The sequence below is a fragment of the Bacillus cihuensis genome, assembly GCF_000504145.1.
Lineage (GTDB): Bacteria > Bacillota > Bacilli > Bacillales > DSM-1321 > Peribacillus > Peribacillus huizhouensis.
Window position 1 is genome coordinate 1 of the sequence record NZ_AYSD01000028.1, and the last position, 21,530, is coordinate 21,530.

General features: G+C 37.7%; 29 protein-coding genes and 10 tRNA genes. 3 read left to right on the plus strand and 36 right to left on the minus strand.

What is annotated here, in order from left to right:
* Positions 1–45 precede the first annotated feature (45 nt).
* The 3 genes from V179_RS0104890 to V179_RS0104900 all read right to left on the minus strand — a co-directional run bounded on the left by V179_RS0104890 (position 46) and on the right by V179_RS0104900 (position 966).
* Positions 46–122: transfer RNA gene (locus V179_RS0104890), tRNA-Pro, on the minus strand.
* Positions 123–128: 6 nt separating this feature from the next.
* Positions 129–205, minus strand: a tRNA-Arg gene (locus V179_RS0104895).
* A 200-nt stretch (positions 206–405) separates the two neighbouring features.
* Positions 406–966, minus strand: a complete 561-nt coding sequence (locus V179_RS0104900; RefSeq protein WP_028390544.1) for a hypothetical protein — start codon at positions 964–966, stop codon at positions 406–408.
* A gap of 98 nt (positions 967–1,064) precedes the next feature.
* Here V179_RS0104900 and V179_RS0104905 point away from each other — a divergent pair, with 98 nt between their 5' ends.
* Together V179_RS0104905 and V179_RS0104910 are read left to right on the plus strand one after the other, a co-directional pair.
* Positions 1,065–1,349: a hypothetical protein gene (locus tag V179_RS0104905; RefSeq protein ID WP_028390545.1), complete on the plus strand. Its 285-nt coding sequence runs from the start codon at positions 1,065–1,067 to the stop codon at positions 1,347–1,349.
* Positions 1,350–1,368: 19 nt separating this feature from the next.
* Positions 1,369–1,605, plus strand: coding sequence for a hypothetical protein (locus V179_RS0104910; RefSeq protein ID WP_028390546.1), 237 nt, complete (start codon positions 1,369–1,371; stop codon positions 1,603–1,605).
* A gap of 107 nt (positions 1,606–1,712) precedes the next feature.
* Here the strand turns inward: V179_RS0104910 and V179_RS0104915 are convergent, their stop codons facing one another.
* The 28 genes from V179_RS0104915 to V179_RS0105065 all read right to left on the minus strand — a co-directional run bounded on the left by V179_RS0104915 (position 1,713) and on the right by V179_RS0105065 (position 16,375).
* Complete coding sequence (locus V179_RS0104915) at positions 1,713–2,078, minus strand: P27 family phage terminase small subunit (protein ID WP_028390547.1); 366 nt, start codon at positions 2,076–2,078, stop codon at positions 1,713–1,715.
* Between the two features lie 207 nt (positions 2,079–2,285).
* On the minus strand, positions 2,286–2,696 hold the full coding sequence (locus V179_RS0104920; RefSeq protein ID WP_028390548.1) for a hypothetical protein: 411 nt from the start codon (positions 2,694–2,696) through the stop codon (positions 2,286–2,288).
* A gap of 48 nt (positions 2,697–2,744) precedes the next feature.
* Positions 2,745–4,877 (minus strand): phage tail tape measure protein, encoded by a 2,133-nt coding sequence (locus V179_RS29020; protein WP_051404839.1) that lies wholly within the window; start codon positions 4,875–4,877, stop codon positions 2,745–2,747.
* A 20-nt stretch (positions 4,878–4,897) separates the two neighbouring features.
* Complete coding sequence (locus tag V179_RS0104930; protein WP_028390549.1) at positions 4,898–5,266, minus strand: DUF3168 domain-containing protein; 369 nt, start codon at positions 5,264–5,266, stop codon at positions 4,898–4,900.
* A gap of 4 nt (positions 5,267–5,270) precedes the next feature.
* Positions 5,271–5,585: a phage head closure protein gene (locus V179_RS0104935; protein ID WP_028390550.1), complete on the minus strand. Its 315-nt coding sequence runs from the start codon at positions 5,583–5,585 to the stop codon at positions 5,271–5,273.
* The gene (locus V179_RS0104940; RefSeq protein ID WP_028390551.1) at positions 5,582–5,890 is read right to left on the minus strand and encodes a head-tail connector protein; all 309 of its coding nucleotides are present in this window, start codon (positions 5,888–5,890) and stop codon (positions 5,582–5,584) included. The genes V179_RS0104935 and V179_RS0104940 overlap by 4 nt, the downstream gene beginning before the upstream one ends.
* Before the next feature lie 13 nt (positions 5,891–5,903).
* Positions 5,904–6,131, minus strand: coding sequence for a hypothetical protein (locus V179_RS0104945; RefSeq protein ID WP_028390552.1), 228 nt, complete (start codon positions 6,129–6,131; stop codon positions 5,904–5,906).
* A gap of 82 nt (positions 6,132–6,213) precedes the next feature.
* Positions 6,214–6,600, minus strand: a complete 387-nt coding sequence (locus V179_RS0104950; RefSeq protein WP_235178959.1) for a phage major tail protein, TP901-1 family — start codon at positions 6,598–6,600, stop codon at positions 6,214–6,216.
* A gap of 92 nt (positions 6,601–6,692) precedes the next feature.
* Positions 6,693–8,162, minus strand: a complete 1,470-nt coding sequence (locus V179_RS0104955; protein ID WP_028390554.1) for a phage major capsid protein — start codon at positions 8,160–8,162, stop codon at positions 6,693–6,695.
* Positions 8,119–9,360: a phage portal protein gene (locus V179_RS27055; RefSeq protein ID WP_051404841.1), complete on the minus strand. Its 1,242-nt coding sequence runs from the start codon at positions 9,358–9,360 to the stop codon at positions 8,119–8,121. The genes V179_RS0104955 and V179_RS27055 overlap by 44 nt, the downstream gene beginning before the upstream one ends.
* Positions 9,361–9,846: 486 nt before the next feature.
* Positions 9,847–10,227 carry a hypothetical protein gene (locus V179_RS0104970; protein WP_028390556.1) on the minus strand — a complete coding sequence of 127 codons (381 nt, stop codon included), beginning with the start codon at positions 10,225–10,227 and terminating at the stop codon, positions 9,847–9,849.
* A gap of 96 nt (positions 10,228–10,323) precedes the next feature.
* The gene (locus tag V179_RS0104980; protein WP_028390557.1) at positions 10,324–10,572 is read right to left on the minus strand and encodes a hypothetical protein; all 249 of its coding nucleotides are present in this window, start codon (positions 10,570–10,572) and stop codon (positions 10,324–10,326) included.
* Between the two features lies 1 nt (position 10,573).
* The gene (locus tag V179_RS27060; protein WP_034300676.1) at positions 10,574–11,086 is read right to left on the minus strand and encodes an HNH endonuclease signature motif containing protein; all 513 of its coding nucleotides are present in this window, start codon (positions 11,084–11,086) and stop codon (positions 10,574–10,576) included.
* A gap of 2 nt (positions 11,087–11,088) precedes the next feature.
* On the minus strand, positions 11,089–11,472 hold the full coding sequence (locus V179_RS0104990) for a replication initiator protein A (RefSeq protein ID WP_028390558.1): 384 nt from the start codon (positions 11,470–11,472) through the stop codon (positions 11,089–11,091).
* Positions 11,473–11,488: 16 nt separating this feature from the next.
* Positions 11,489–11,659: a hypothetical protein gene (locus tag V179_RS30970; RefSeq protein ID WP_154663991.1), complete on the minus strand. Its 171-nt coding sequence runs from the start codon at positions 11,657–11,659 to the stop codon at positions 11,489–11,491.
* Positions 11,660–11,707: 48 nt separating this feature from the next.
* Positions 11,708–11,866, minus strand: a complete 159-nt coding sequence (locus tag V179_RS29615) for a CopG family ribbon-helix-helix protein (RefSeq protein WP_084552213.1) — start codon at positions 11,864–11,866, stop codon at positions 11,708–11,710.
* 555 nt (positions 11,867–12,421) lie between these two features.
* Positions 12,422–12,601 carry a hypothetical protein gene (locus tag V179_RS0105010; protein ID WP_028390559.1) on the minus strand — a complete coding sequence of 60 codons (180 nt, stop codon included), beginning with the start codon at positions 12,599–12,601 and terminating at the stop codon, positions 12,422–12,424.
* A 221-nt stretch (positions 12,602–12,822) separates the two neighbouring features.
* Positions 12,823–13,710: a site-specific integrase gene (locus V179_RS31260; protein WP_051404842.1), complete on the minus strand. Its 888-nt coding sequence runs from the start codon at positions 13,708–13,710 to the stop codon at positions 12,823–12,825.
* Positions 13,711–13,871: 161 nt separating this feature from the next.
* Positions 13,872–14,813, minus strand: coding sequence for a tyrosine-type recombinase/integrase (locus tag V179_RS0105020; protein ID WP_028390560.1), 942 nt, complete (start codon positions 14,811–14,813; stop codon positions 13,872–13,874).
* A 109-nt stretch (positions 14,814–14,922) separates the two neighbouring features.
* Positions 14,923–15,008, minus strand: a tRNA-Leu gene (locus V179_RS0105025).
* A 57-nt stretch (positions 15,009–15,065) separates the two neighbouring features.
* Positions 15,066–15,147: transfer RNA gene (locus V179_RS0105030), tRNA-Leu, on the minus strand.
* Positions 15,148–15,157: 10 nt separating this feature from the next.
* Positions 15,158–15,233 (minus strand) — tRNA-Lys (locus V179_RS0105035).
* A gap of 33 nt (positions 15,234–15,266) precedes the next feature.
* Positions 15,267–15,341: transfer RNA gene (locus V179_RS0105040), tRNA-Gln, on the minus strand.
* A 66-nt stretch (positions 15,342–15,407) separates the two neighbouring features.
* Positions 15,408–15,483, minus strand: a tRNA-Asp gene (locus V179_RS0105045).
* 27 nt (positions 15,484–15,510) lie between these two features.
* Positions 15,511–15,582, minus strand: a tRNA-Glu gene (locus V179_RS0105050).
* Positions 15,583–15,599: 17 nt separating this feature from the next.
* Positions 15,600–15,690, minus strand: a tRNA-Ser gene (locus V179_RS0105055).
* A 4-nt stretch (positions 15,691–15,694) separates the two neighbouring features.
* Positions 15,695–15,769 (minus strand) — tRNA-Asn (locus V179_RS0105060).
* Between the two features lie 132 nt (positions 15,770–15,901).
* Complete coding sequence (locus V179_RS0105065; RefSeq protein ID WP_028390561.1) at positions 15,902–16,375, minus strand: SprT family protein; 474 nt, start codon at positions 16,373–16,375, stop codon at positions 15,902–15,904.
* Between the two features lie 299 nt (positions 16,376–16,674).
* On the opposite strand from V179_RS0105065, the gene cmpA reads away from it, so the two are divergent.
* A complete protein-coding gene (cmpA, locus tag V179_RS30505) occupies positions 16,675–16,794 on the plus strand; it encodes a cortex morphogenetic protein CmpA (protein WP_152534698.1) in 120 nt (39 codons plus the stop codon).
* A gap of 192 nt (positions 16,795–16,986) precedes the next feature.
* Here cmpA and V179_RS0105075 read toward each other — a convergent pair whose 3' ends face one another.
* The 5 genes from V179_RS0105075 to V179_RS0105095 form a co-directional block, all read right to left on the minus strand.
* Positions 16,987–19,173, minus strand: coding sequence for a Tex family protein (locus V179_RS0105075; protein WP_028390562.1), 2,187 nt, complete (start codon positions 19,171–19,173; stop codon positions 16,987–16,989).
* Between the two features lie 161 nt (positions 19,174–19,334).
* Entirely contained in the window at positions 19,335–19,943 is a 609-nt protein-coding gene (locus V179_RS0105080; protein ID WP_200868658.1) for a PP2C family serine/threonine-protein phosphatase, read from the minus strand.
* Positions 19,940–20,731, minus strand: a complete 792-nt coding sequence (gene sigB / locus V179_RS0105085; protein WP_028390564.1) for an RNA polymerase sigma factor SigB — start codon at positions 20,729–20,731, stop codon at positions 19,940–19,942. The genes V179_RS0105080 and sigB overlap by 4 nt, the downstream gene beginning before the upstream one ends.
* Positions 20,709–21,182, minus strand: coding sequence for an anti-sigma B factor RsbW (gene rsbW, locus V179_RS0105090; RefSeq protein ID WP_028390565.1), 474 nt, complete (start codon positions 21,180–21,182; stop codon positions 20,709–20,711). The genes sigB and rsbW overlap by 23 nt, the downstream gene beginning before the upstream one ends.
* Positions 21,179–21,511, minus strand: coding sequence for an anti-sigma factor antagonist (locus tag V179_RS0105095; RefSeq protein ID WP_028390566.1), 333 nt, complete (start codon positions 21,509–21,511; stop codon positions 21,179–21,181). Before V179_RS0105095 ends, rsbW begins: the two co-directional genes overlap by 4 nt.
* Positions 21,512–21,530 lie beyond the last annotated feature (19 nt).

Genomic DNA, 21,530 nt, shown 5'->3' on the forward strand with positions numbered 1-21,530 from the left:
ACCACTAAACTACACCCGCATATTATTTACAAAAAGAAAAATCAATGGTCGGGAAGACAGGATTCGAACCTGCGACCCCTTGGTCCCAAACCAAGTGCTCTACCAAGCTGAGCTACTTCCCGTCTATATGGCGCGCCCGAAAGGAGTCGAACCCATAACCTTCTGATCCGTAGTCAGACGCTCTATCCAATTGAGCTACGGGCGCAAATACTTACTAAGTTACATTTGTTTGGTGCGGCCGAGAGGACTTGAACCTCCACGGGGTCGCCCCCACTAGGCCCTCAATTTCATTCAATTGAGAATAACCAAATAGTTCAGTCGTATCAAGGCTTTGTGTGACTTCACCGTTTCTCAACGTCACTAGACCTATTATAAAGACACGACTGACCTATGTCAACGATTTTTTTAAATGTATTTTAAAGAGTATCCGTAAAGCTGACTTTTCCTTGTTGGAATCCATGTTCCATTAATGATTTTCTGCAATCCTTTTTCAAGGTTTCCTCCAATTTTGCTTTCTAAAAACCTTCTTGCTTCCATTACAGATGAAAACTTACCAAGTTCTATTCCTTCTTTATATAAAGCACAGGGTCGAGCATTTGTTGGAGTCATTCCATACATAGGATTTTTATTTCCTAATTGAATGTAGCCTTTTCCGTACATCCCATTTTTTGAACCTCGGTTATCTTGACCTGAACATTGAGCTAACCCTAAATCATGAAATGAATGAATCCACCTTATTTCTCTTGACTGACATTCACCACTAGTAGCTCCTAATGGTAGCCATTCAAGAATTTCCACTTCAACTTCATCTAAACGGTCTCCCACGAAATTTTTGTATTTCTTATTTCTATATGAAATATCCCATGCTCGATTTGGATTCATTCCTTTATTGGTTCCACAGTTACTGCCAACATAAAATAATATGCCTTCTAAATAATGAGCGTATACATAATATCTTTTTTCCATATTAACCCCTCCTCTTTACATTTGTATCTGAATAAATCCATTTGTAAAAAGGTGTGATAAAATATTTTTAAAGAAGCAAAAAGGAAGGAGATTTTGAAATGAAAACTGCTGAGGAAATTTTAGAACAAGAAATTTCAGATATAAAAAAAGACCTTCAATTTCTATCCAGGAAAATTGGAGTGCATGATATGTACTTAAATCGTATCAATAAAGAAATGGAAGAGAAGGAAGGGCAACTTCATACTGCAGAGGAAATGATGGAGATCGTGAAGAATCTTGAAAAATGGGTATCTAATGAAGAAAGGCACAAATTCCTGTCAGAAATGTTTTATAAGTTTTATAATCGAAGTAATCTACCAAGATTGCCTGAAGATTGGGATTGATTTATAAGGGGGAACAGATATGAAGATTCGAGTAGTTAAATGTCAAGACGAGTTCTTTTGGTACGCTCACATGATTGGATGGGAATTTGAAGTCATTCGAGCAGTGAATAATCCAGATGGGGATGGTCAAGCATACGAAGTTCTGTTTAATGAAGTTCCAGCTTACATTGAATTCGATGATGGAGAAATTATCTTTGAAGAATTCGAGGATAGAAAGATTGAAAAACCTAAACGAAGATGGCGAATCTTCAAGTAAAAATGAGGTCTATATTTGTTATGTATTGAATTTTAAAACGAGCCAATATGAAAATATTAGAAGGTCTCATAAGATTCAATCTGGGTCAATCTGGGAACCCACTATGACTATGCGAGTTCCCCTCTTAACACTTTTAAAACTAAGTCATTCGAGTTATCTTCTGGTTTTGCTTGTTCTTCTTTGAAACGAGAAGAAGCATCTAATCCAAGAAGTTTGAAAGACTCAAGAACTTTCGCTTGTGCTTTCATCGAAATTCCGACAGCTGGATGTTCCTTCTTTCCGTGAAGTCCTTCCATAACGAATCCTTCTTTCATCAGAATCTTTTGGCATTCTTCAAGAGTTGCAAGATTGAAGGATAAGGCTTCGATGATTGGTTGATCAGTGGCATTCAGCTTTTCTTCTATTTGAAGTTGCTCAACTACAAAGTCAAAGTATCTCGTTGCTGCTTCATTGAAATATGTTGGTGCGTTCATATTAATCATCCCCTTAATTTACATATATTTACATAAAAATAGTATTTGTAAAACGTAGCAGTTGTGTGAGTGGACCTCCCCTCGTTATTTTAGAGCGTATTAGCTTTTTTTCTAAAAAGAGAGGGCGTACTTCCACACTCGCCCTATACTTCAAACCAGATCATTCACTCGAAGTGTAATTAAAAAAAATAAAAAAATTCTTTCAACCTACACCTCTACATCTTTATCAAAAGTTTGTTTGATTTCTTGTTCAAACCTTTGTTTATACTTTTGTTCTGCTGATTCCATGTATCTAATCTCATTCACTCTTCCTGTGAATCCACCATTCTTTCTGAATCGATCTTTCGTACCATGTACAAAGAACGCTCTGTGTGGTGCTTTCTTATGATTAGGACCTGTGACTGCATACATCCCATTGATGTAGAACTTTGTGCTGATTGCTTTACTTAGCTTACCTGTTTTTCTAGGCGCTACCTTTCTACTATCGCGCCCTACACCGAGAGCGTTCTTTCTAATAATAGCCTTCGCTTTTAAGGTAGCCTCAATATCAAAGCGGTTGATATTAGCGATAGTGCGTTCAACACCATCAACATTAACAGTGAATCTAATGTTGCTCATTGGTCTCAACTCCTTTATAAAAAAAGAAGACTACTCCGAAGAGTAGCCTTAAGTTAAACTCAATCTACCAGTAGCTCGTGATTTACGTTCTACTAATTGGTTAAGCTTAGTTGCAATTTTATCGATATCAGCTTCTTCACGAATGACGAAGTTGTTTTCTTTGATGATGATTCCTTGACCACCAACAGCTCCACCGATACCACGAGCTTTCTCTCCGGCAGACAATGGAGTTACTTTCACAGCTGAACCAGATTTGCTGATTAACTCAGGACCAGCTTCACCCACGATTGCTGAACCATTTCCAAATAAGCTACCACCGGTTGCCAACATTGGAACGCTAGGAATCGTAGGAATGTTTACACCTGGAACAGAATTGATCTTGCCGATTGCTTTGTTGATACCACCAGAGAACTTATTGAAAGCACCGATAGCACCATTGATGAATGACTTGATTCCACTAATCATGGAACTAAAAGTAGAAGTAGCGTTAGACTTCATACTTTCAAAAATGCCAGATAAAGTAGCAGCAATCATTCTGAATGGATGGGTTAAAAGACTGATTGCTGTTGTAGCCAATCCTCCAAGAATGTTGACCAATCCAGAGAAGATATTTGTTAAGCCTTTCTTCATCGTTGTGAAATCACCAGTGACGATTCCGTTGATGAGACCTGTCCAGAATTGGAAGATACCTTTGATTACTTGCCAAGCTCCAAGAATAATCGTTTTGATGCCATTGAATACTCCAGTAATCGTTTGCTTCATAGCTTCAAATTGTGCTTTGAAGATGTTATACAAAGCTGGTAAGTTAGTTTTGAAGTAGGCAGTAATTTCATCCCAATAGATTACTAAAGCAGCAATTGCAACACCTAGAGCAACTAAAGCGAGGATGATTAACGTCACTGGACCACCAGCTGCCATCGTAAATACAGCAAAGGCTGATTGACCAGCTTTTATCATTGTCCATAAAGCTTTAAGCTTTCCGGTGAAGGCGACAATTTGGGCAGCCACCAGGAGTAGCGGACCAATCGCAGCAGCAATTCCAATTAAAGCTAAGACGAATTTTTTTGTCTCAGGACTAGCATTTGCAAATGACTCGGCAAGACCTGTTACCCATAGGACTATAGCTTCGAGAGCTGGCTTTATATAATCATAAATCTGGATAGATAACTCTTGAAGAGCTGCTTGCATAAGGTTGATTTTACCTAGAAGGTTATCTTGCATTGTGGCAGCCATTTCTGCCCCAGCACCATCTGCATTAGCAATTGCATCTTTTAACTTATCGAAATCACCAGCTGAGGCATTTATAATTCCAGCCCATGATTTTTGAGCATCGGCACCAAAGATAGCGCTTAAAGCTTGAGCCTTTTGAACCTTGTTCAAGCCATTTAGCTTTTCTCTCATGGTTTCGATTGTTTTGCCTAAGTTGAAAGAACCATCTTCATTTTTTGAAATAGCAATTCCGTATTTGTCCATTGCTTTTTTAGCTCTGTTCGTTGGGTCAGTAAGTCGACGAATACCAGCTGATAAATGCTGTCCGGCAATTTCCCCTTTAAATCCGGCATTGGCCATTAATCCAAGAGAAAGAGCTAGATCGTTTGCTTCAATACCCAAAGTGTTAGATTGACCAGCAACTAGAATCATTGCTTTACCCATTTGCTCAACACTTGTATTGGCATTAGATGCTGTCTTAGCCATCATATCAACGATTTTTCCTGTTTGATCGGCACCTAACCCCATCCCTGTCATCGCATCTGTTACGATGTCGGCTGCAGTGGCTAAGTCCATTCCACCAGCTGCTGCTAAGTTAAGTAGTCCAGGTAAACCAGCCATAATCTTTTGGCTATCCCAACCAGCTAGTGCCATATAGTTAATTGCATCTGCTGCTTCAATCGCTGTAAACTTTGTTGTTTTACCCATCTCACGGGCTAAGTCATTCAGTTCACCGATTGCTGATACTGGCTTACCCATAGTGGCAGCAACTTTGGACATTGTTGCTTCGAATTCCATACCAGTTTTAGCAGCAACTGCACCTAACCCTACTAGTGGAGCTGTAACGTAAGTTGACATTGTCTTACCGGCTGAGTTGAGCTTATTTGATACAGTACTAAACTCTTTAGTAAGGGTCTTCATTTGTCTCTCAAACTGTCTAGTATCAGCACCAATTTTAACCATCATTGCCATAGATCATTTCAACTCCTTTCTTATTCGTTCCAATCAATCTGGAACTCGATAGTTACAATTCCTTGATATAAACCCTGGTGAGGGATGATTTCTGTTTGAGCTATCTTCTGCTGAATTACACTGGCTGTGACAAGCTCTAGATCAGCCTGTAAGGCTCTTTCTATTTCGTTTAATATAGAAATACATTCCTTACGGCCTTTCCCTTCAGACCACACTTCAAGAGCCACAGAAACTCGTTCATCTGATAGACCTTCACTTGAAGAAGTCATTTGACCAAAAGTAATATAAGGGGATTGAGTTCCTTCTGGAACGTAGTCATAAACTTTCGTAGAAATAGAAGTAAGAGCTTCATAGACTTTTGTTTGAACTTCATATAATCTAGTTGCCATAGTCTTACGTCCTTTCTACAACATGGAGTTCAAGAAATCTCTTAGGCTCTTTCTCCATGACAAATTGAATTTCAAATTGTTTTCCGTCAAAAGTAATAACTTGAGTTCTATTGATAGAGGCGTCATAACGAATTGTGACTACATGAGTAATTTCAACTTGAGATTGTGCAGCTTGATAAAATTCTCTCGCTCTAGCAGATCGAACATTTGCCCAAACTGTTTTGATAGGAACTAAAGACTTTTCAAAACCACCAGCACCATCTGAAACTTCCTCATTACGATTGAATGTTAATCGTCTATTTAGTTGACCTGGATTCATAGAATCTGACCACCTTTGAAGATACGAAACATATCAAGGATTCCAGAAAAAGAATAAAGAATTTCTTTAACAACTCTGTCGTTTACTTGGACTTCTCTCTTTTCATACCAATGAGCGATTATAGCTAGGGCTGGAATAGTAAGTTCAGCTGGCACTTCTCCCATTTCTTCAAACGTTTGGTTTAAGTAATTTTGGATGAAACTTTTCGAAGCTGTTATCATCATTTCAAGAAGCATATCGTCTTCCGAATGCTCAATTCTCAAATACCTTTTTACAAAATCCAAATCTAGTTCAGTAATTTTCAAGACTTCTCACCTCTTAGTTTTCAATTAAATTTCGAACGAATCCAAGACTGATAGGCTCTACTTTCCTACCTTTCAAAACTTCGTTCGTACGATTTCTAATAGTTGATGGGGAACTTGTTTTGTGTGAAAAATAGTAAACTAAAGCTTCTGCTAATATGAATCGATAATTCGAAGGCTTGAACATGTGTCTAATGGATTCAAGACCTTCAATGTATTGCAACTGAGTCATTTGACTGTTCATTTTCATCTCTCCTTTTTTCTTATTAGGCAAATGTTCAAGCCTTCTTATGTAGAAATAAAAAAGAGACCCGAAGGTCTCTCGATTAAGCAATAGTTGTTTCTAGAGCTCCAGAACCTTGTAGAGAAAGTGAGTAAGTCACTAGATCGTCGTAAGGGAACTCAAGACTAAAGTCTGTGATAGTAACGTTTCCACGATATTTAGTTCCAGAAGGAAGTTCGATATAAACGTTTACGTTTTCAGAATTGATGAATGCTGATTCGAGAAGTTGGTAAGCTGCATCAGATTCGATGTATGCTCCATCACAATCAATGCTCCATTCTTTAAATCCTGCAACCGATTCTTTCCAGAAGCCTGCTGTGTCTTTAGAAGTCGCATCAATAGTTTCAGCAGAACGAGAAAGAGTGGCGTTTTTTTGTCCAGCTAGGACTTTACCTGTTGCAGCATCTTCAATGTATACCTTGCATTTCATACCGGTCATTTTTGCCAAAGTAATCTATCCTTTCTAATAGAAAATAAAAAGGAGCCGATTTCTCGACTCCGATTTGTGAAACATTTCACATATTAAGCTAAAACTAGTTTAGCGATAGCTTGAGGGTTAACTACTGCTCCATCCATGTAAGCATCGAATACAAACAGTTTAGAACCACGAAGAGCTTGAACTGAGTCAACGATTTCTTGGATGCCAGCTTCTTGTTTAACCATTACAGAGTAAGCTTCTGTAACGTTACCGAAAAGAACTGGAACTTCAGCTGTAAGAGCATCAGTTACATCGATTGCCATGCCAAATAGAGTGTAAGTCAATTTGCCGTTAACAATACCGTTTTGAATGTAGTAGTGGCCTTGGTTATCCTTCATTTTTGCAATTTTGTTGAAGAATTCACGAGACATAATGAATGAAGCACCATTCAAGAATTCTGGGTGAATAGCAAGGTATAGTTCTTGCAAGTCTTCTAAAGTAACGGCACCTTCAGGTTTTACAGCCTTGATGTCTGCATCGTTAACGATACCGTTGAATTCAAGACCACCTTTACCAACCAAGATAGACTTCTCAACTGCTTTAGCAGTACGACGGGCAAGAAGGTCTTTAGAATATTCAGCGATGTTAACTGCTGCGTCATTGATTAATTGGTTAGTAAGAGTTAAAGCTGCACCAACACGTTTTTGCTTAAGATCAACGTGAGTGAAACCGATAGCAGACTCAAGAACGTTTTCGCCTTCTCCAACGAATCCAGCAACAACTTTATCATCTTCACGGTTTACACGAAGAGTTCCAGCAACAGAACCAAGTTTACGAGCTTTTGCGAATACAGCAGAAGACTCTTCCATTTTTTTGATGATTTCACCTTGAACGTTTTCAGGGATTAAAGAACCACCATCAGCAGTTGTTTGTAAAGCACGAGTTTCTCCACGAAGAATTTGTTCAAATTCATTTGTGCGAGTTTCCATTTTCATTTCAGCCATTTGTACATTACCTCTTTCGTCTTTTTTGTTTTCGGAAGATTCTGAAATTTCATCAGGCACTTCCACATCATTTACTTCGATATTTCTTGCTGCTATTGTTGATTGAGAGTAGGCTGGATCTTTAACTGCTGACACTTCGAAGAGTTCCAACTCATGAACTGTACGAACAGCAACACCTTCAACCATTTCCCAAGTGTCTTTCAAAGCTCTGAAACCAAAGCTCATATTTTGAATTAATCCTTCTGAAATCAAAGTGAAGTAATCTTGACCCCAAGTTGTAGGACTAATTCGTGCTTCCATAAATAATCCTTCGCCGTCTTCTCGAAGCGTCAAAGAATCATTTCTGGTGGAAGCTAAAATTTGTTTGTTGTTGTGTTCAGCTAAAAAATCAATCTCACGATTGCGATTTTCAATAGCTTTTGAGAATGCCCCGGGAGCAATCTTTTCACGAAACTTCTTAGCAGCACCAAGAACTTCTGAAAGTTGACCAGGCTTATTTACATAACCAGCAACAACTAAATCACCATTAGATGCTAGTGTTGTCTTGTTGCTTCTTAGCTCCATTTTCATTATTGGTGCTACCTCCTAATTCAATTGTTTGTCCTAAGTTAATGATGGTGATCTTGTCTGTTTCAGCATCTTTCAAGGCATTTCCAAGAGTTAGAACGAAGTAATCTGTGTTAATTCGTTTTCTATCAAGTTTTGCTCTTGCTTCATTAACTGAAATCAAGCCACTTTTAACCAGGCTGATTGTTGTGTCGACGAGTTCTTTTTCAGTAACTCGAAGAACTTCAGATGTATCGAATCGGAAGTATCGTCCACCTTCAAGTTCGAAGTCTTCCAAGAAGGTTTGATTTAATGTCGATTCGATAGTGTTGATAAGAGGACTAACAGTAAACTGCAAGAATTGCATATTCTGCATTTCTAAAGAAGCGTACTTATTAGCGTTGCTATCAACCAATGCTTGAGGAACATTAAACAAACGACAAATAGAAGCAATTGTATGCTTGTTTGTCTCATTTAGCTGCAATTCATTTGGATTCAAAGAGACAGCTTTATATGCCATGCCTTCTTCAAGAATCAATGTTTTACCCGCATTCTTTGCAGAGCCATATAAATTGCTGAAGCTTTCTTTCAATCTTGTGATAGCGTTCTCTGTCAATCTACTTGCAACTTGAAGAACACCAACTGGTAAAGCTCCGTTGGACATAACATTTTTCGAGTACTCAAGTTCGTTCTGAGCTTGCTGAAGAATGTTTTCGCCATCAACAAGAATTCCTTCTGTGCCAGTTTCAAAAACGATTACTTCGTTTTCGTCAAGCGTTACAGTTCTCATTCCGTTGTAAGTGAATTGTCTGCGAGAGATTGTAATTCCATCATTAGTGAATGAATCAGCAGTCATCTTGCTTGCTTCTAAATAATGAAGTTCATTATCTTTCTTGAACAGATATGCTTTTCCATAGAACAGCAAATCTTTAACAAGAAGCTTTTTAACTTTGGCTGCAGTGTCTCTTTTGTTGGCTGCATCATTTAGCAATGAAACTCTAGCATCGTTTACTTCTTCTAAATCACCATTTTCTAACTCTGTGTAAAGATAGATAGGAAGCTGCGAAATAGTGGAAGTAATCAATTCAACACAACTTTTAACAGCAGGAATTTGCATCGCTTGAATTTCTGAAACTGTGTAAGAACGAGTGCCAGAAAAAATTGCTGTTGAGAAATAATCTCCGGATTGTGTTTTGCTACTACCAAATCTGAATAACCCCATGTATCTGACTCCTTTCTAGTAAATTTGCAAAATAAAAAAAGCGACCACCAGTTAAGGCGATCGCTATCTTATGTAAAAAAAAAGAGGAACCACTATGACGGGTGGTTCCAAGAGTGTTCTCAAAGCTCGGAGGTTCAATGAGAACTAACTCAACTACGTTCAAAGTTGGTTTCAACAGAAACCCAAAGAAAAAGAAAGTCCTGATTTCGAACTTTAGGCGGTGGGGCTCGTGACACCCCATGATAGAAACCCTTAAAAGGGACCAGGTGGATCGTGACACCTGGATTTTTTGACTCCTGTTAGCAAAAAATGCTATCTGCAGTTGGTGGAAGGCCGGAGCAGAATAAAAAGAGATAGAGAACAAGGCGGTGACCAAAATCTCTACCTCTCCAATTAGCTTGGCTAAGCAATTTAGTAGTAAAAAAATAATATACTTCTTATCTCTCTATTAATGCTATAACAGAGATACCGGACATTTTGCCTATTTTAATCAAAAAGTTGAAACTTTTTTACAAAACTTTCATACTTGTCCACTGGAACAAAGTAATACTTTCCTTTGTATAATTTCCCTGAAGTAAAATATCTGTAAGTTGTTTTATCTGATACTACTTTTCCGAATACCTTTTCAATCCATTGTCTAACAAGATATTTTGCTTCTAATCTGTGAAGAATGTTCAAGTCTTTATCTAAAACATAAATTGCTTCGCTATTCTCATGCACTAGAGGAAGCCTTTTGATTCCATTGAACGCGAGCTCAAAGTTATTGCTCCACATACGAGAATAAGCATATATGCCATTTTGCCTTTCTTTAGCTTCTTCAATTTCTTCAATCTGTCTTCTGATTTGTTCAGTTATTGGATGATTCATTTGAAGTTCTCCTCTACACGGTCATACAATTTTAGGTCTTGCTTATGATTGAAGTGAATTACGGCTGCCAAACTAATAAAGAAGATAACCAACATATTAGTTAGCCACCTCCTTTGCAAGTTTGTATGGTAGTAAAGAATAATCCACTGAAAGAGCTTTTTCTAAAGTTTCTAAATCATAGCCAGAATCTCTCAAATCTTTTACTGCCAGGTAATAGCACTTATCAATGAAGCTATTATGGAAGAGCTCATATGGATAAGCAGCAATTAGAACTTCTGTTGAAATCGAACCTTGAACAGTTTCAAGGAAAAGTTTGAATGAATAAGTTTTAAGTTTCTTTCTCATATTAGATAACCTCCAAAGTTTCTTGTGGGGAAATTTCAATTCCAGCTAAAGCTCCACGTTGTGGTTTCCATTTTCCAAGGTACACAGCACTTAATCCCATCATAAGCTGCTTTGGATTATGAGGACGAAGTTCTCTAGCAAAATCCATTAGAGTTTCATATTGGCCATAGTATTCTCCATCTTTGAAAACTTCTATTGCACAAGCATGCTCAAACAAACCGGTTCTGATAGCATGTCGAGTATTTTGTCTGTAAGTTACGATTTCAAGGTTGCAATCTCGATTATCAAGCTTTCGACCGTTGATGTGATTGACTACTCTTCCTTTCGGAATTGGACCGATGAAAGCTTCTACTACTAATCTGTGAGCCAGGTCTCCGTAAACATGAAGATAACCATTTGGGGATTTGTAAGGTAGGTAAACTTCTTCTTTCTCAAGATCGTAAAAATCTCCATAATCGCTTACCAACATTTGATGACCACGAACTTCGATTTCTTTCCATTGTTTGTTTAGCATAATTAATTACCATCCTTTGTTTTAGTATTGTTTGGAAGTGAAACATAAATATGATGAACTCTAGCATTTACCTTACGAACTTCTATTAATCCGAATTCAGCAAGTTGAAGTTTTGCTCTGTCAAGAGTTTTAGGATTGAGACCAAGAACTTCTGGTAAAACTTCTTTCGAAAGCTTCACATAATATCGGCCGAATTCATCTGTCCAATCGTTCATAATTGATAAACCAACTCGATCTAATAGTTCAATGTAAATTAATTTTGCTGCAGGAGTTAGGGCTTTGTACTCTACACTTCTTAAAAGGGATTTGGGAATTCGGAAGAATTCTTCTTCCATTTCAACAGCGTTTTTCTTTTTGTTTAAGTTTGTTTTAGTAATGTAGTTCATATTAGTATCCATCCTTTTATTTTTGTTTGTAGGCTTCAATCAACTGCGACAAGATGTGAGTGCTCTTGTACCTACGACCATAGAAACCGATTTTTTCTTGGTGATAAACTTTTTCGATTGCATGTAAGCCGTTTTCCATAAGGAAGTTATTAAGTTTTGGATTCCAGATAATAGTTGTTTTTCTCATTTGAATTCCTCCGATGTTTGAATGCTGACCAAATTAAAAAGCCCTCTATTAGAGAGCTTTGTTTTTTTGTTCTTCTAAATAATTGATTAGTAGTTTTCGAATAATTGCTGAACGATTAAGTCCACGTTTTTCGCAATGTTCCATGAACTCTTTGTAAAGTTCTTCTGGAGCTGTGAATGATCTGCTTTCATATTTAATTTTTTTCATTAGATGATTTCCTCCAAAGATATAAATGTCATTATTGAAGATAAAAAAATAAGAGGTTGATATAATACCTCTCTATATTTATATATACGAAGCTAGGGATATAAGACGTACTTTTGGAAAGTTCTCGTATCTCTCATTATTTATATACTCTGCAAGAAGATTCTGTACAAGATTTAGAAACTTTTTTAAAAAAATATTCATACGAGAAATTACGAAGTAATTTCGAGTAAAAGGTTCTTCTTCTTTTATTATCATATCTGATGAATACAAAACGTAAATCAATATTCAAAATTTATTTAGCATAGCATCTCGGAACTTGCAAAGTTCCGAGATAATATTCTTATTTATTATTCTTATAAATTATTATGTATTCTTATTAGAGGTACATTTTGTACCTAACTTTTGGACAAATTGTACCTAACTTTAGACAAAATGTACCTAAGTCCGGACAAAATGTACCTAACTTCGTTTTTGTAGTCAAAATGGCCCTCAACTTCATTAATATAAAATATGGATTTTATGTACAAAAAAAATAAGACCGAGCATTAAGCTCGATCAATTCAATCCAAATAGTTCCTTCAATTTCTTACTGACTTTTTCTTTGTCAATGAAGTTTTCAAGTTCTTCCATCTCGCTAACAATTTTCTGCCATTCGTCATCTTCTAACCAATCATGCTTTCCATCGTTAAAGCGAATCATAAAAAGTTCAATAAATCTGTTTTCCATCGTTGTCATAGTAAAAGACCCCCAAATTTTGATACTACTATTATTCAAAAAATCGGGCGAGTGTAAATCAAAATTCAAAAATAATTCATGGTAATTAATTCCTCCCATTTTAAGACCATAAAAAAGAGAGATAATATATTTCATTATCTCTCAAGTTTCTGTTCAATCTGGGTCAAATACGGGCTTCTGGGAGCCTATCTGAGCTTAGTGTTAATCATGATTAGACCTCCTTATTGTTCCAACCAGTTATAGAACGGTACAGGTTCTCTGTTAACTTCTTGTTCTGGATATAAGGATTCTAAAATTTTTCTGTCTGAACGATCAATTGAACTTTTCTTGATTTCTAAAGCTGCCTTATCTTTTGCTCGTCTTAATTCGAGTTCATTTTCTTTATTAGTTAAAGCTGTTATAAAGTAATCCCTGAAACTATTGACTTGACCCTGAGCGTGTTTATCTTTGACTTTTCTAAGGACAGTATTAAATGTTCTTTTGGAAATATCATCTTTAACTGATTCCCAAATTGAATCAATTAATTCATTATTGATTGGCTTAATAGCTTCGGTCGAACTTGTTCGCTTATCATCATCAATAATAATATTGTTTTCTTTTATTTTTTCTTTTTTATTTTTCTTTTTAATATTCGACACCTTTTGGCAAGTCTTATCGTCACCTTTTGGCAACTCTAATCTTTCCCTTTGGTCAAGATTGAGATTGCTGTTTGAAGGCGAAGAGTCAGGATTTGATGGATTATTCAGTTCTTCCCTTTTGTCAGAACTGGAAAGTAGTTCTTTAACAATTTTATCCGTAATATGAAAATGTCTCTTTTGTGGGACTCCCATGTTTCTTGTTTCAATGTAACCAGCTTCTTCTAAGTCTTTAACAGCTTTCATTTGTTGTTTGTAAGAAAGAGCTGTTTCTTCTTCTAAAGTCTCAATTGTTAGGAAGAAATATTCTTTGTTATCTCGAATTGTTAACATACCTTTACTTCCAAAACTTTCATAGCTTGAACATAACTGACCAAAAATGATCGCTCCGTTTACTGAAACTTTGTGGGCAAGTTCTTTGTTGTACATCACAAAGCCTTTTCCACTTAAAATTGACATCAAGCTTAAATTCATTTCTCTTTCTCCTTTTGACACAGAAGAAAAGAATTTGCTACAATGTTATATGTAGAAGTTTATTCTTCTGCGTTTGGTTTTATTAAGGGAGTGGAAAGGGTCTCAAGCTTAACCACTCTCTTATTTTATTTTAATATACCGAACGCACATTCGTAAATATTTTAGAAAAATTCTGAAAAATCTTCTTTTTTGGATGCTTGTTTCTCCAAATCTGCTCCCCAAATTTGAACATATCGCTTTGTTACCTCTAAAGTTGAATGTCCAAGTAAGACTGCCAATGAAAATGGGTCCATACCCTTCAGAATTGCCTTCTTAGCGTACGTTCTTCTACAAACATGAGGACTAACCTGTTTTTTGATTCCACAAGCCCTAGCAGCCATTCTAAGCCGTTCTTGGAACGTGTTCTTACTTAACCTCTCATTGTCTTGGTTAACGAACAAATAATCATGGTGTAGGCTTCCACGAACCTTGAGATATATCTTCAACTTCTCTTGCATGTTTTTTGACAGAAAAACCATTCTTTGTTGCAAGTTCTTTGATTCCGTAATGACAAGTCTCTTTCCATCGATATCATTCAATTGGATGCTCAAACATTCATTGATTCTAATTCCAGTATCGAGTAGTAATTGGAAAATGACCAAATCTCGAAAGGCGGGAAAAGTATTCTGCTTTTTGAAGTTGTCTGCCACCTTCCTGATTTCATCATCTTCAAGAGTTTCTCGAATTTTTTTCCGATCTCTGAGAAGGTTGATATTAGCAGCTGGATTTGTCTTTATCCATTTCTTTTCTTCCAAGAAAGCATAAAAAGGTCTGATTCCTCGAAGTTTGCTGTTAATGGTTGTTACTTTCAATTTCTTCTGCCAAAGAAGAATAATTTTTTCAAGGTCTTTTTCTTCAAGCTCAACTAGTTGCTTCTTAATTTTCAGTTTAGTAAGGTCCCTCTTCAATACATGAAAAGCATCTTCATAATACTTAATGGTTGTCTCACGAACGTTCTTCAATCTTCTGCTTTTTAAAAATTCCTTTATGGCTAGCTCATCGTTAATCTTTGTTACTTGGTTAATGATTTCTCGTTCAGATTGGCTTAATTCTTTTCTTCGCATGGTTTACCTCCCACTAGACTGTCGTACTAGATAATGACGAAAAAAATCTAGTGAAGAAAACACAAAAAAGGCACCCTTCTTTCGAAGAATGCCTTGATACGTATGTATTTGGTGCGGCCGAGAGGACTTGAACCTCCACGGGGTTGCCCCCACTAGGCCCTCAACCTAGCGCGTCTGCCATTCCGCCACGACCGCAAGCGACATTAAATAATGTACCACGTTCTACATTTGGTGTCAACGCAGTTTTGAAAGTGCGGGTGAAGGGACTTGAACCCCCACGCCTCGCGGCGCCAGATCCTAAGTCTGGTGCGTCTGCCAATTCCGCCACACCCGCATAAGACAAGTGGTGAGCCATGCAGGATTCGAACCTGCGACCCTCTGATTAAAAGTCAGATGCTCTACCAACTGAGCTAATGGCTCATCAAGAATATACCTTATGTTAAAAATAAAAAATGGCTGGGCTAGAAGGATTCGAACCTTCGCATGACGGAATCAAAATCCGTTGCCTTACCGCTTGGCTATAGCCCATCGAATTATGAACAAAAAAACATTACCCAATAAACTTATTAATACTTGCATAACTTTTAAAACAAATGGCGGTCCCGACGGGAATCGAACCCGCGATCTCCTGCGTGACAGGCAGGCATGTTAACCGCTACACCACGGGACCTTAACTAAATATTAATAATCAAAAAAATGACCCCTACGGGATTCGAACCCGTGTTACCGCCGTGAAAGGGCGGTGTCTTAACCGCTTGACCAAGGGGCCGTCGTAATAATTGTAGCTGGCGGAGAAGGAGGGATTTGAACCCTCGCGCCGGTTACCCGACCTACACCCTTAGCAGGGGCGCCTCTTCAGCCTCTTGAGTACTTCCCCAAATTGGCTCCGCAGGTAGGATTCGAACCTACGACCGTTCGGTTAACAGCCGAATGCTCTACCACTGAGCTACTGCGGAATAATATAAAAATTTGGTGTCTTACTATAGAACTCAAAGACTCTAACGTCGTAATAACTTTTTGTTATCTTTTGTCGACTCTTTAGATTATAAGGACGTTTTAAACTAAAGTCAAGCATCTTTTCATTTTTTTTAAACCTCTTTCCTATCAGTAAGAAACAGCCTCCCTTTACACGCTCCACAAACATACCTTGAAGTATTTATTCTTCTTTTCCTTATATACAATTGGCTACATGCCTTACAAGCATATTGATATATTTTCTGGTTTTGCTTTACCTTATTCTTGTCCATTGATAGGGGTGTACAAAATCTAGGAGCCCCCACCTGTTTGAGTAGCGTTTTAAAATCTGCATCTCTATGTTGATACCCCTTTCCCTCAAGATGAAGGTGATAATGGCAAAGCTCATGCTTAATAATGCCGATAAGCTCTCCTGTACCTCTCTCATCATAATATTTTTTGTTGATTTCTATATCATGCGAGCGCAAAAGATATCTCCCACCTGTCGTTCTGAGACGAGGATTGAAAGATGCTTGATGCCTAAAAGCCCTCCCAAAATCCTTTAGTGAAATTTCTTCTACAAGTTTTTGAAGTTGCTGTTTTTCCACTCCTTCACCCCTCTCTAACATACAATATCCATCTTCCCCTTTATCATAAACGAAGATGATTCTATCTTAAAGCATATCTTGGATTTGATTCTCTTTTTCTGGAAAAGGGGCGGGGCTTCGCAAATCTACTCTTCACTGCCACCTTCATAAGGTGACACATTTTTGGGAACGGGGACCATTTCCATCATATTAGTTGGGATCAGAAGGCTAATGGATGTTTTTAGGCTTGTCATGGACACGAGACAACCACTCATTTCATATAATAATAAAAAACGTCGAATTAACTGGAGGCTTATTCCATGCCTATATGGCTTCAAAATCAAATTCGTAGGGCATTCCACGAAAAAAATCATGTTCAAGTGAAGATGCTGAATCAATGTTGGTTTTACTATTGGAATAACGAAAGTGTTCATTATTAACGAAAAAATTCTAACAAAAAAACACCTTCGAATATTATGAAAGTGTTTTTTTACATTTTATCCCGCATTAATAGGCAATAATACCCCATCACAAGGTTTAGAGATTGCTGTCGTTTGATCGATATCAAGCGACAGTAGAACGGGACTAACAATCAGTAGGGGATGAGAATCCCCACTGATAGAAGTTTCACTTTATAGTTGGTCTTTTGGTTGAAGCATCGTTAATGCTACTCTTTGCTTATTCATATCTACTGAATCTACCCAAACAGTTACTACATCTCCGACAGCTACAATATCGAGTGGATGCTTCACGAATTTATTGCTCAGTTTTGAAATATGAACAAGACCATCTTGTTTAACCCCAACATCAACAAAAGCACCAAAGTCAACAACATTCCGAACGGTTCCTTGAAGCTCCATTCCTTTTGCTAAGTCTTCTAGTTTTAGGACATCTTGTTTCAATAATGGTTTTGCCAAATCATCACGAAGGTCTCGACCAGGTTTTCTTAAATCATCCATAATGTCCTTTAACGTAATATCCCCAATTTCTAAACCTTCCGCTAATTCCTTTATATCTCCACGATTAGACAATGCTTCATTGAGTGCATCAGTGCCAATGTCGCGAGAAGTAAATCCTAATTTTTTCAAAAGTTTATTAACCGCCCCATAGTTTTCAGGATGAATGGATGTCTGGTCCAATGGCTCTTCACCGTCTACTACTCTTAAGAAACCGATGCATTGCTCATAGGTTTTAGCTCCGAGGCGCGGGATCCCTTTTAAGCTTTTTCTACTTGTAAACTTCCCTTCTTCTTCCCGCCTCTTCACAATATTTTGTGCAACGGACTTTGAGAGCCCAGCTACATACTGAAGAAGAGATGGAGAGGCTGTATTGACGTTCACACCTACTTGGTTAACAGCTGTCTCGACAACAAAGGCAAGCGATTCTGATAATTTCTTTTGCGAGACATCATGCTGATATTGACCTACCCCTACTGACTTCGGATCAATTTTTACCAACTCTGCTAACGGATCTTGTAAACGGCGACCGATAGAAACAGCACTCCGTTCTTCTACCGCAAGATCAGGAAACTCTACACGAGCGATGTCAGATGCAGAGTAGACACTTGCTCCCGCTTCGTTTACGATAATGTACGAAATTTGTTCCTGAACTTCTTTCAGAATATCCGCAATAAATTGTTCAGATTCACGAGAAGCCGTTCCATTTCCAATTGCAACAATTTCTACTTGATATTCTTTTAAAAGTGATATTGTCGTATCCCGAGCAGCGTCTTTCTTATTTACTGGAGGGTGAGGATATATGACATTAATCGCCAATACTTTTCCTGTTTCATCAATCACAGCGAGCTTACAGCCAGTTCGATACGCAGGGTCAAGTGCAAGAACGACCTTCCCTTTTAAAGGTGGTTGCAGCAAAAGATTGCGTAGATTTTCTGAGAAGATATGAATCGCCTGATCTTCAGCTTTTTCTGTTAACTCTTTTCTAATTTCACGTTCAACAGAAGGCATGATTAGGCGTTTAAAGCTATCCTCAATCGCTTCCTTAATTGGAGTAACTGCACTAGAGATCGCATCTTTCGTAACCACCTTTTCTAAATAAGCAATAATAGCTTCTGTGTTTGGAACGATGGATATTCTAAGTACATCCTCCTTTTCTCCGCGATTCAATGCCAATACTCGATGCGGCACTATTTTATGAACAGGTTCAGAGTACTCATAATACATTTCAAATATTTTCTTTTCATCTTTTTCTTCATCTTTGACAGTCGATACGAATGTACCCGTTTTAAAAACGTCCGCTCTTATTTTTTTACGATATTCTGCATCATCTGCGATAATCTCTGCAATAATATCTTTTGCACCATTGATTGCATCTTCGATAGTAGGAACATCAAGCTCTTCAGATAAAAACTCACCTGCTTTTTCCTCAATCGATTTAGATACAGGAAATTCAAGCAACCATATAGCCAGAGGCTCTAAGCCTTTTTCTTTTGCCACTGTCGCTTTCGTTCTTCTTTTTTGTTTATATGGACGATATAGATCTTCTACTTCCTGAAGTTTATCCGCCTTTGTAATTTGTAACTGTAGGTCCGGAGTAAGCTTTCCTTGTTCCTCTATATTTCGTATAACCTCGGACTTCCGTTGATTTAAGTTTTCCAAGTAATTCGAACGTTCCATGATCGTCTTAATTTGTACTTCATCTAATGAGCCGGTCATTTCTTTTCGATACCTCGCAATAAAAGGTACGGTATTACCCTCTTTGAGCAAGTTCATTACATTTTGTACTTGATGTGTTTTCAATGATAGCTCACTAGATACTTTTTCTAAAATTTCTTTTGTTTGAGTTTCCGCTACAATCACAGTTTTTCCTCCAAGCTAATTGTTAATAATCCCTCTGCTAAAAAATTCCTTATACGTCTAGTCTAGCAAAAACCTCGAATGGTTGCGAATTTGGTGAGAAAAACCCCTAATAAAATTATTTCAAATAATTCCTCATAATAAAAAGCTTACTTTCCAAAGTTTCATGAAAGTAAGCTTCCTATAATAAATGTTGAGTCATCGACTTGGACCTTTATTCCTTCAATTATTTCTCGGGTTTTCTGCTCCAAAGGAGAACGGGATTTCAAAAGAGCTTTTGCTCCTTGAAGTTGAACACCGTCTGAATGAAGAATGAAGCTCGCCCCTGGTTCATATTTAAATCTCTGAGTACGATATTTTTGTGCCCTTCCAGATAGAAATCCAGTAACAGGAAGTGGGTAAACTAGTTTTTCCTTTTTAGGATTATACAAAAAGAATCGAATGTTTCCAACTGAGCTATATACAAACTCTTTTGTATCGAAATAAATCTTTATTACAGATACAGCAGCCCCTCTTTTATTCGTCAACACTCCATTCCCTAAATCCATAAGAGCTTCTACATCTTTGTTTTGGTTTGCTATAATCTCTTCAATGACTGCATGAGAAGATTCATAGGCAAACTCCCCACTACCTAGACCATCTGCAAGTACGCAAAGAAGATACTCCTCGGTATGTGCTATATAATAATCATCTCCACAATAAGTCGCTCCGTTTTTAGATGATTGAAAAGCCCATATCTCGAATTGATTCTCGGAATAAAGCTCCGTTATCATTGAACAAACTCCGATTTATTCTCTGCATATATCGCTTCCCGGAGCTTCTTAATTGCTCTGCGTTGTAGTCTGGAAACATGCATTTGTGAAATCCCAAGTTTCTCGCCAGCCTCTTTTTGACTCAGATTTTCTAAATACGTAAATTGTATAATGCATTTTTCTCTTTCACTTAACACATGAAGCACTTGATCCAACACCATGCGCTGATTGACTCGTTCGAATCCTTCATCAACATCTCCGAAAATATCAAGCAGTGTTACGGTGCCACCTTCTGAATCAGCTTCCATCGAATGATCAACAGATAAAGCTTGATAGCTTTTTCCCATTTCCATAGCTTCTAACACTTCTTCATCAGCTACTCCTATAAATTCAGCAATTTCTCCAATTTTAGGAGAGCGATGGAGAACCGTGGTTAACTCTTCCACAGCTACTTTTATTTTCGGACCAAGCTCTTTAATTCGTCTAGGAACGTGGACACTCCACGTTTTATCACGTAAATACCTTTTAATTTCACCGATCACTGTAGGTACTGCAAAGGCTTCAAAGCTTTTACCGAAAGATTCATCGTATCTGCGAATCGCTCCTAATAGTCCAATCATTCCCACTTGTACAATATCTTCATGAGATGCATTGCCCTTGGAATATTTTCTAGAAATGGCTTCGACTAAATTTCTATAATGGAGGACCAGCTGATTTTGGGCCTCATCATCCTGGTTGTGTTGATAAGCTCGAATCCATTTATGAACTTCATCTTTTGTAGCTTGATTAGGTTGAGAGTGTTTTTGCATCCATCTCCACCCGCTCTCCCTCAACAAACTTAGTCATGAATACTGTGACCCCTTCATGTTGATGAATTTTCACTTCATCCATAAGAGTCTCAATGAGGTAGAGGCCCAAACCTCCTTCTCTTAAGAATTCAACCTCATGCTCATTTTTATATGGTCCAAGACCTTGACGCACTTCATCAAAGTTACAACTTTTCCCACTGTCGGATACCATTACTTCCAAACGGTCTTCATATAAACCAAAACTAATTTTCACTTGCCCATGATCCTCCCCTTTATATGCATGTTGTACGGCATTCGTACACGCTTCACTTGTAGCAATCTTCAAATCCTCAATTTCATCATAGGTGAAGCCCATTCGACTAGCTATTCCAGAAAGCGTTAACCGAATAACCCCAATGAAATTAGGCTTAGCCGGGATCTTCATTTCAATATATTCATATGCTTGACTCATTCTACTCCACCCTCTGCATGACTTTTTATATCAATGATATCAGCGAGACCAGTAATATCAAACAGTCGTTGTAAACGTTCCGACAGTCCAACTAGCGTAAACACACCATTATGCGCACGTACACTTTTAAATAAACCAACGAAAATGCCTAGACCAGTACTATCCATATACGAAACCTCTGTTAAATCGACAATCATAACAATTCCCTCTCGCTTAGATAAAGGATATAATGCTTCACTAAGCTTAGGAGCTGTATATGCATCAATTTCACCTTTCACTCGCACTTCTACCCCAGAGGTAATATCTTTTACATCCACTGTAATATCCATTTCTATGCCCCCACCTTTT

Excerpts from the sequence above, each read along its gene's own strand:
- V179_RS0104900 (WP_028390544.1), bottom strand. The coding sequence starts at position 966 with ATGGAAAAAAGATATTATGTATACGCTCATTATTTAGAAGGCATATTA.
- V179_RS0104905 (WP_028390545.1), top strand. The coding sequence starts at position 1,065 with ATGAAAACTGCTGAGGAAATTTTAGAACAAGAAATTTCAGATATAAAA.
- V179_RS0104910 (WP_028390546.1), top strand. The coding sequence starts at position 1,369 with ATGAAGATTCGAGTAGTTAAATGTCAAGACGAGTTCTTTTGGTACGCT.
- V179_RS0104915 (WP_028390547.1), bottom strand. The coding sequence starts at position 2,078 with ATGAACGCACCAACATATTTCAATGAAGCAGCAACGAGATACTTTGAC.
- V179_RS0104920 (WP_028390548.1), bottom strand. The coding sequence starts at position 2,696 with ATGAGCAACATTAGATTCACTGTTAATGTTGATGGTGTTGAACGCACT.
- V179_RS29020 (WP_051404839.1), bottom strand. The coding sequence starts at position 4,877 with ATGGCAATGATGGTTAAAATTGGTGCTGATACTAGACAGTTTGAGAGA.
- V179_RS0104930 (WP_028390549.1), bottom strand. The coding sequence starts at position 5,266 with ATGGCAACTAGATTATATGAAGTTCAAACAAAAGTCTATGAAGCTCTT.
- V179_RS0104935 (WP_028390550.1), bottom strand. The coding sequence starts at position 5,585 with ATGAATCCAGGTCAACTAAATAGACGATTAACATTCAATCGTAATGAG.
- V179_RS0104945 (WP_028390552.1), bottom strand. The coding sequence starts at position 6,131 with ATGAACAGTCAAATGACTCAGTTGCAATACATTGAAGGTCTTGAATCC.
- V179_RS0104950 (WP_235178959.1), bottom strand. The coding sequence starts at position 6,600 with ATGAAATGCAAGGTATACATTGAAGATGCTGCAACAGGTAAAGTCCTA.
- V179_RS0104955 (WP_028390554.1), bottom strand. The coding sequence starts at position 8,162 with ATGAAAATGGAGCTAAGAAGCAACAAGACAACACTAGCATCTAATGGT.
- V179_RS27055 (WP_051404841.1), bottom strand. The coding sequence starts at position 9,360 with ATGGGGTTATTCAGATTTGGTAGTAGCAAAACACAATCCGGAGATTAT.
- V179_RS0104970 (WP_028390556.1), bottom strand. The coding sequence starts at position 10,227 with ATGAATCATCCAATAACTGAACAAATCAGAAGACAGATTGAAGAAATT.
- V179_RS0104980 (WP_028390557.1), bottom strand. The coding sequence starts at position 10,572 with ATGAGAAAGAAACTTAAAACTTATTCATTCAAACTTTTCCTTGAAACT.
- V179_RS27060 (WP_034300676.1), bottom strand. The coding sequence starts at position 11,086 with ATGCTAAACAAACAATGGAAAGAAATCGAAGTTCGTGGTCATCAAATG.
- V179_RS0104990 (WP_028390558.1), bottom strand. The coding sequence starts at position 11,472 with ATGAACTACATTACTAAAACAAACTTAAACAAAAAGAAAAACGCTGTT.
- V179_RS30970 (WP_154663991.1), bottom strand. The coding sequence starts at position 11,659 with ATGAGAAAAACAACTATTATCTGGAATCCAAAACTTAATAACTTCCTT.
- V179_RS29615 (WP_084552213.1), bottom strand. The coding sequence starts at position 11,866 with ATGAAAAAAATTAAATATGAAAGCAGATCATTCACAGCTCCAGAAGAA.
- V179_RS0105010 (WP_028390559.1), bottom strand. The coding sequence starts at position 12,601 with ATGACAACGATGGAAAACAGATTTATTGAACTTTTTATGATTCGCTTT.
- V179_RS31260 (WP_051404842.1), bottom strand. The coding sequence starts at position 13,710 with ATGAATTTAAGCTTGATGTCAATTTTAAGTGGAAAAGGCTTTGTGATG.
- V179_RS0105020 (WP_028390560.1), bottom strand. The coding sequence starts at position 14,813 with ATGCGAAGAAAAGAATTAAGCCAATCTGAACGAGAAATCATTAACCAA.
- cmpA (WP_152534698.1), top strand. The coding sequence starts at position 16,675 with ATGCCTATATGGCTTCAAAATCAAATTCGTAGGGCATTCCACGAAAAA.
- V179_RS0105080 (WP_200868658.1), bottom strand. The coding sequence starts at position 19,943 with ATGATAACGGAGCTTTATTCCGAGAATCAATTCGAGATATGGGCTTTT.
- sigB (WP_028390564.1), bottom strand. The coding sequence starts at position 20,731 with ATGCAAAAACACTCTCAACCTAATCAAGCTACAAAAGATGAAGTTCAT.
- rsbW (WP_028390565.1), bottom strand. The coding sequence starts at position 21,182 with ATGAGTCAAGCATATGAATATATTGAAATGAAGATCCCGGCTAAGCCT.
- V179_RS0105095 (WP_028390566.1), bottom strand. The coding sequence starts at position 21,511 with ATGGATATTACAGTGGATGTAAAAGATATTACCTCTGGGGTAGAAGTG.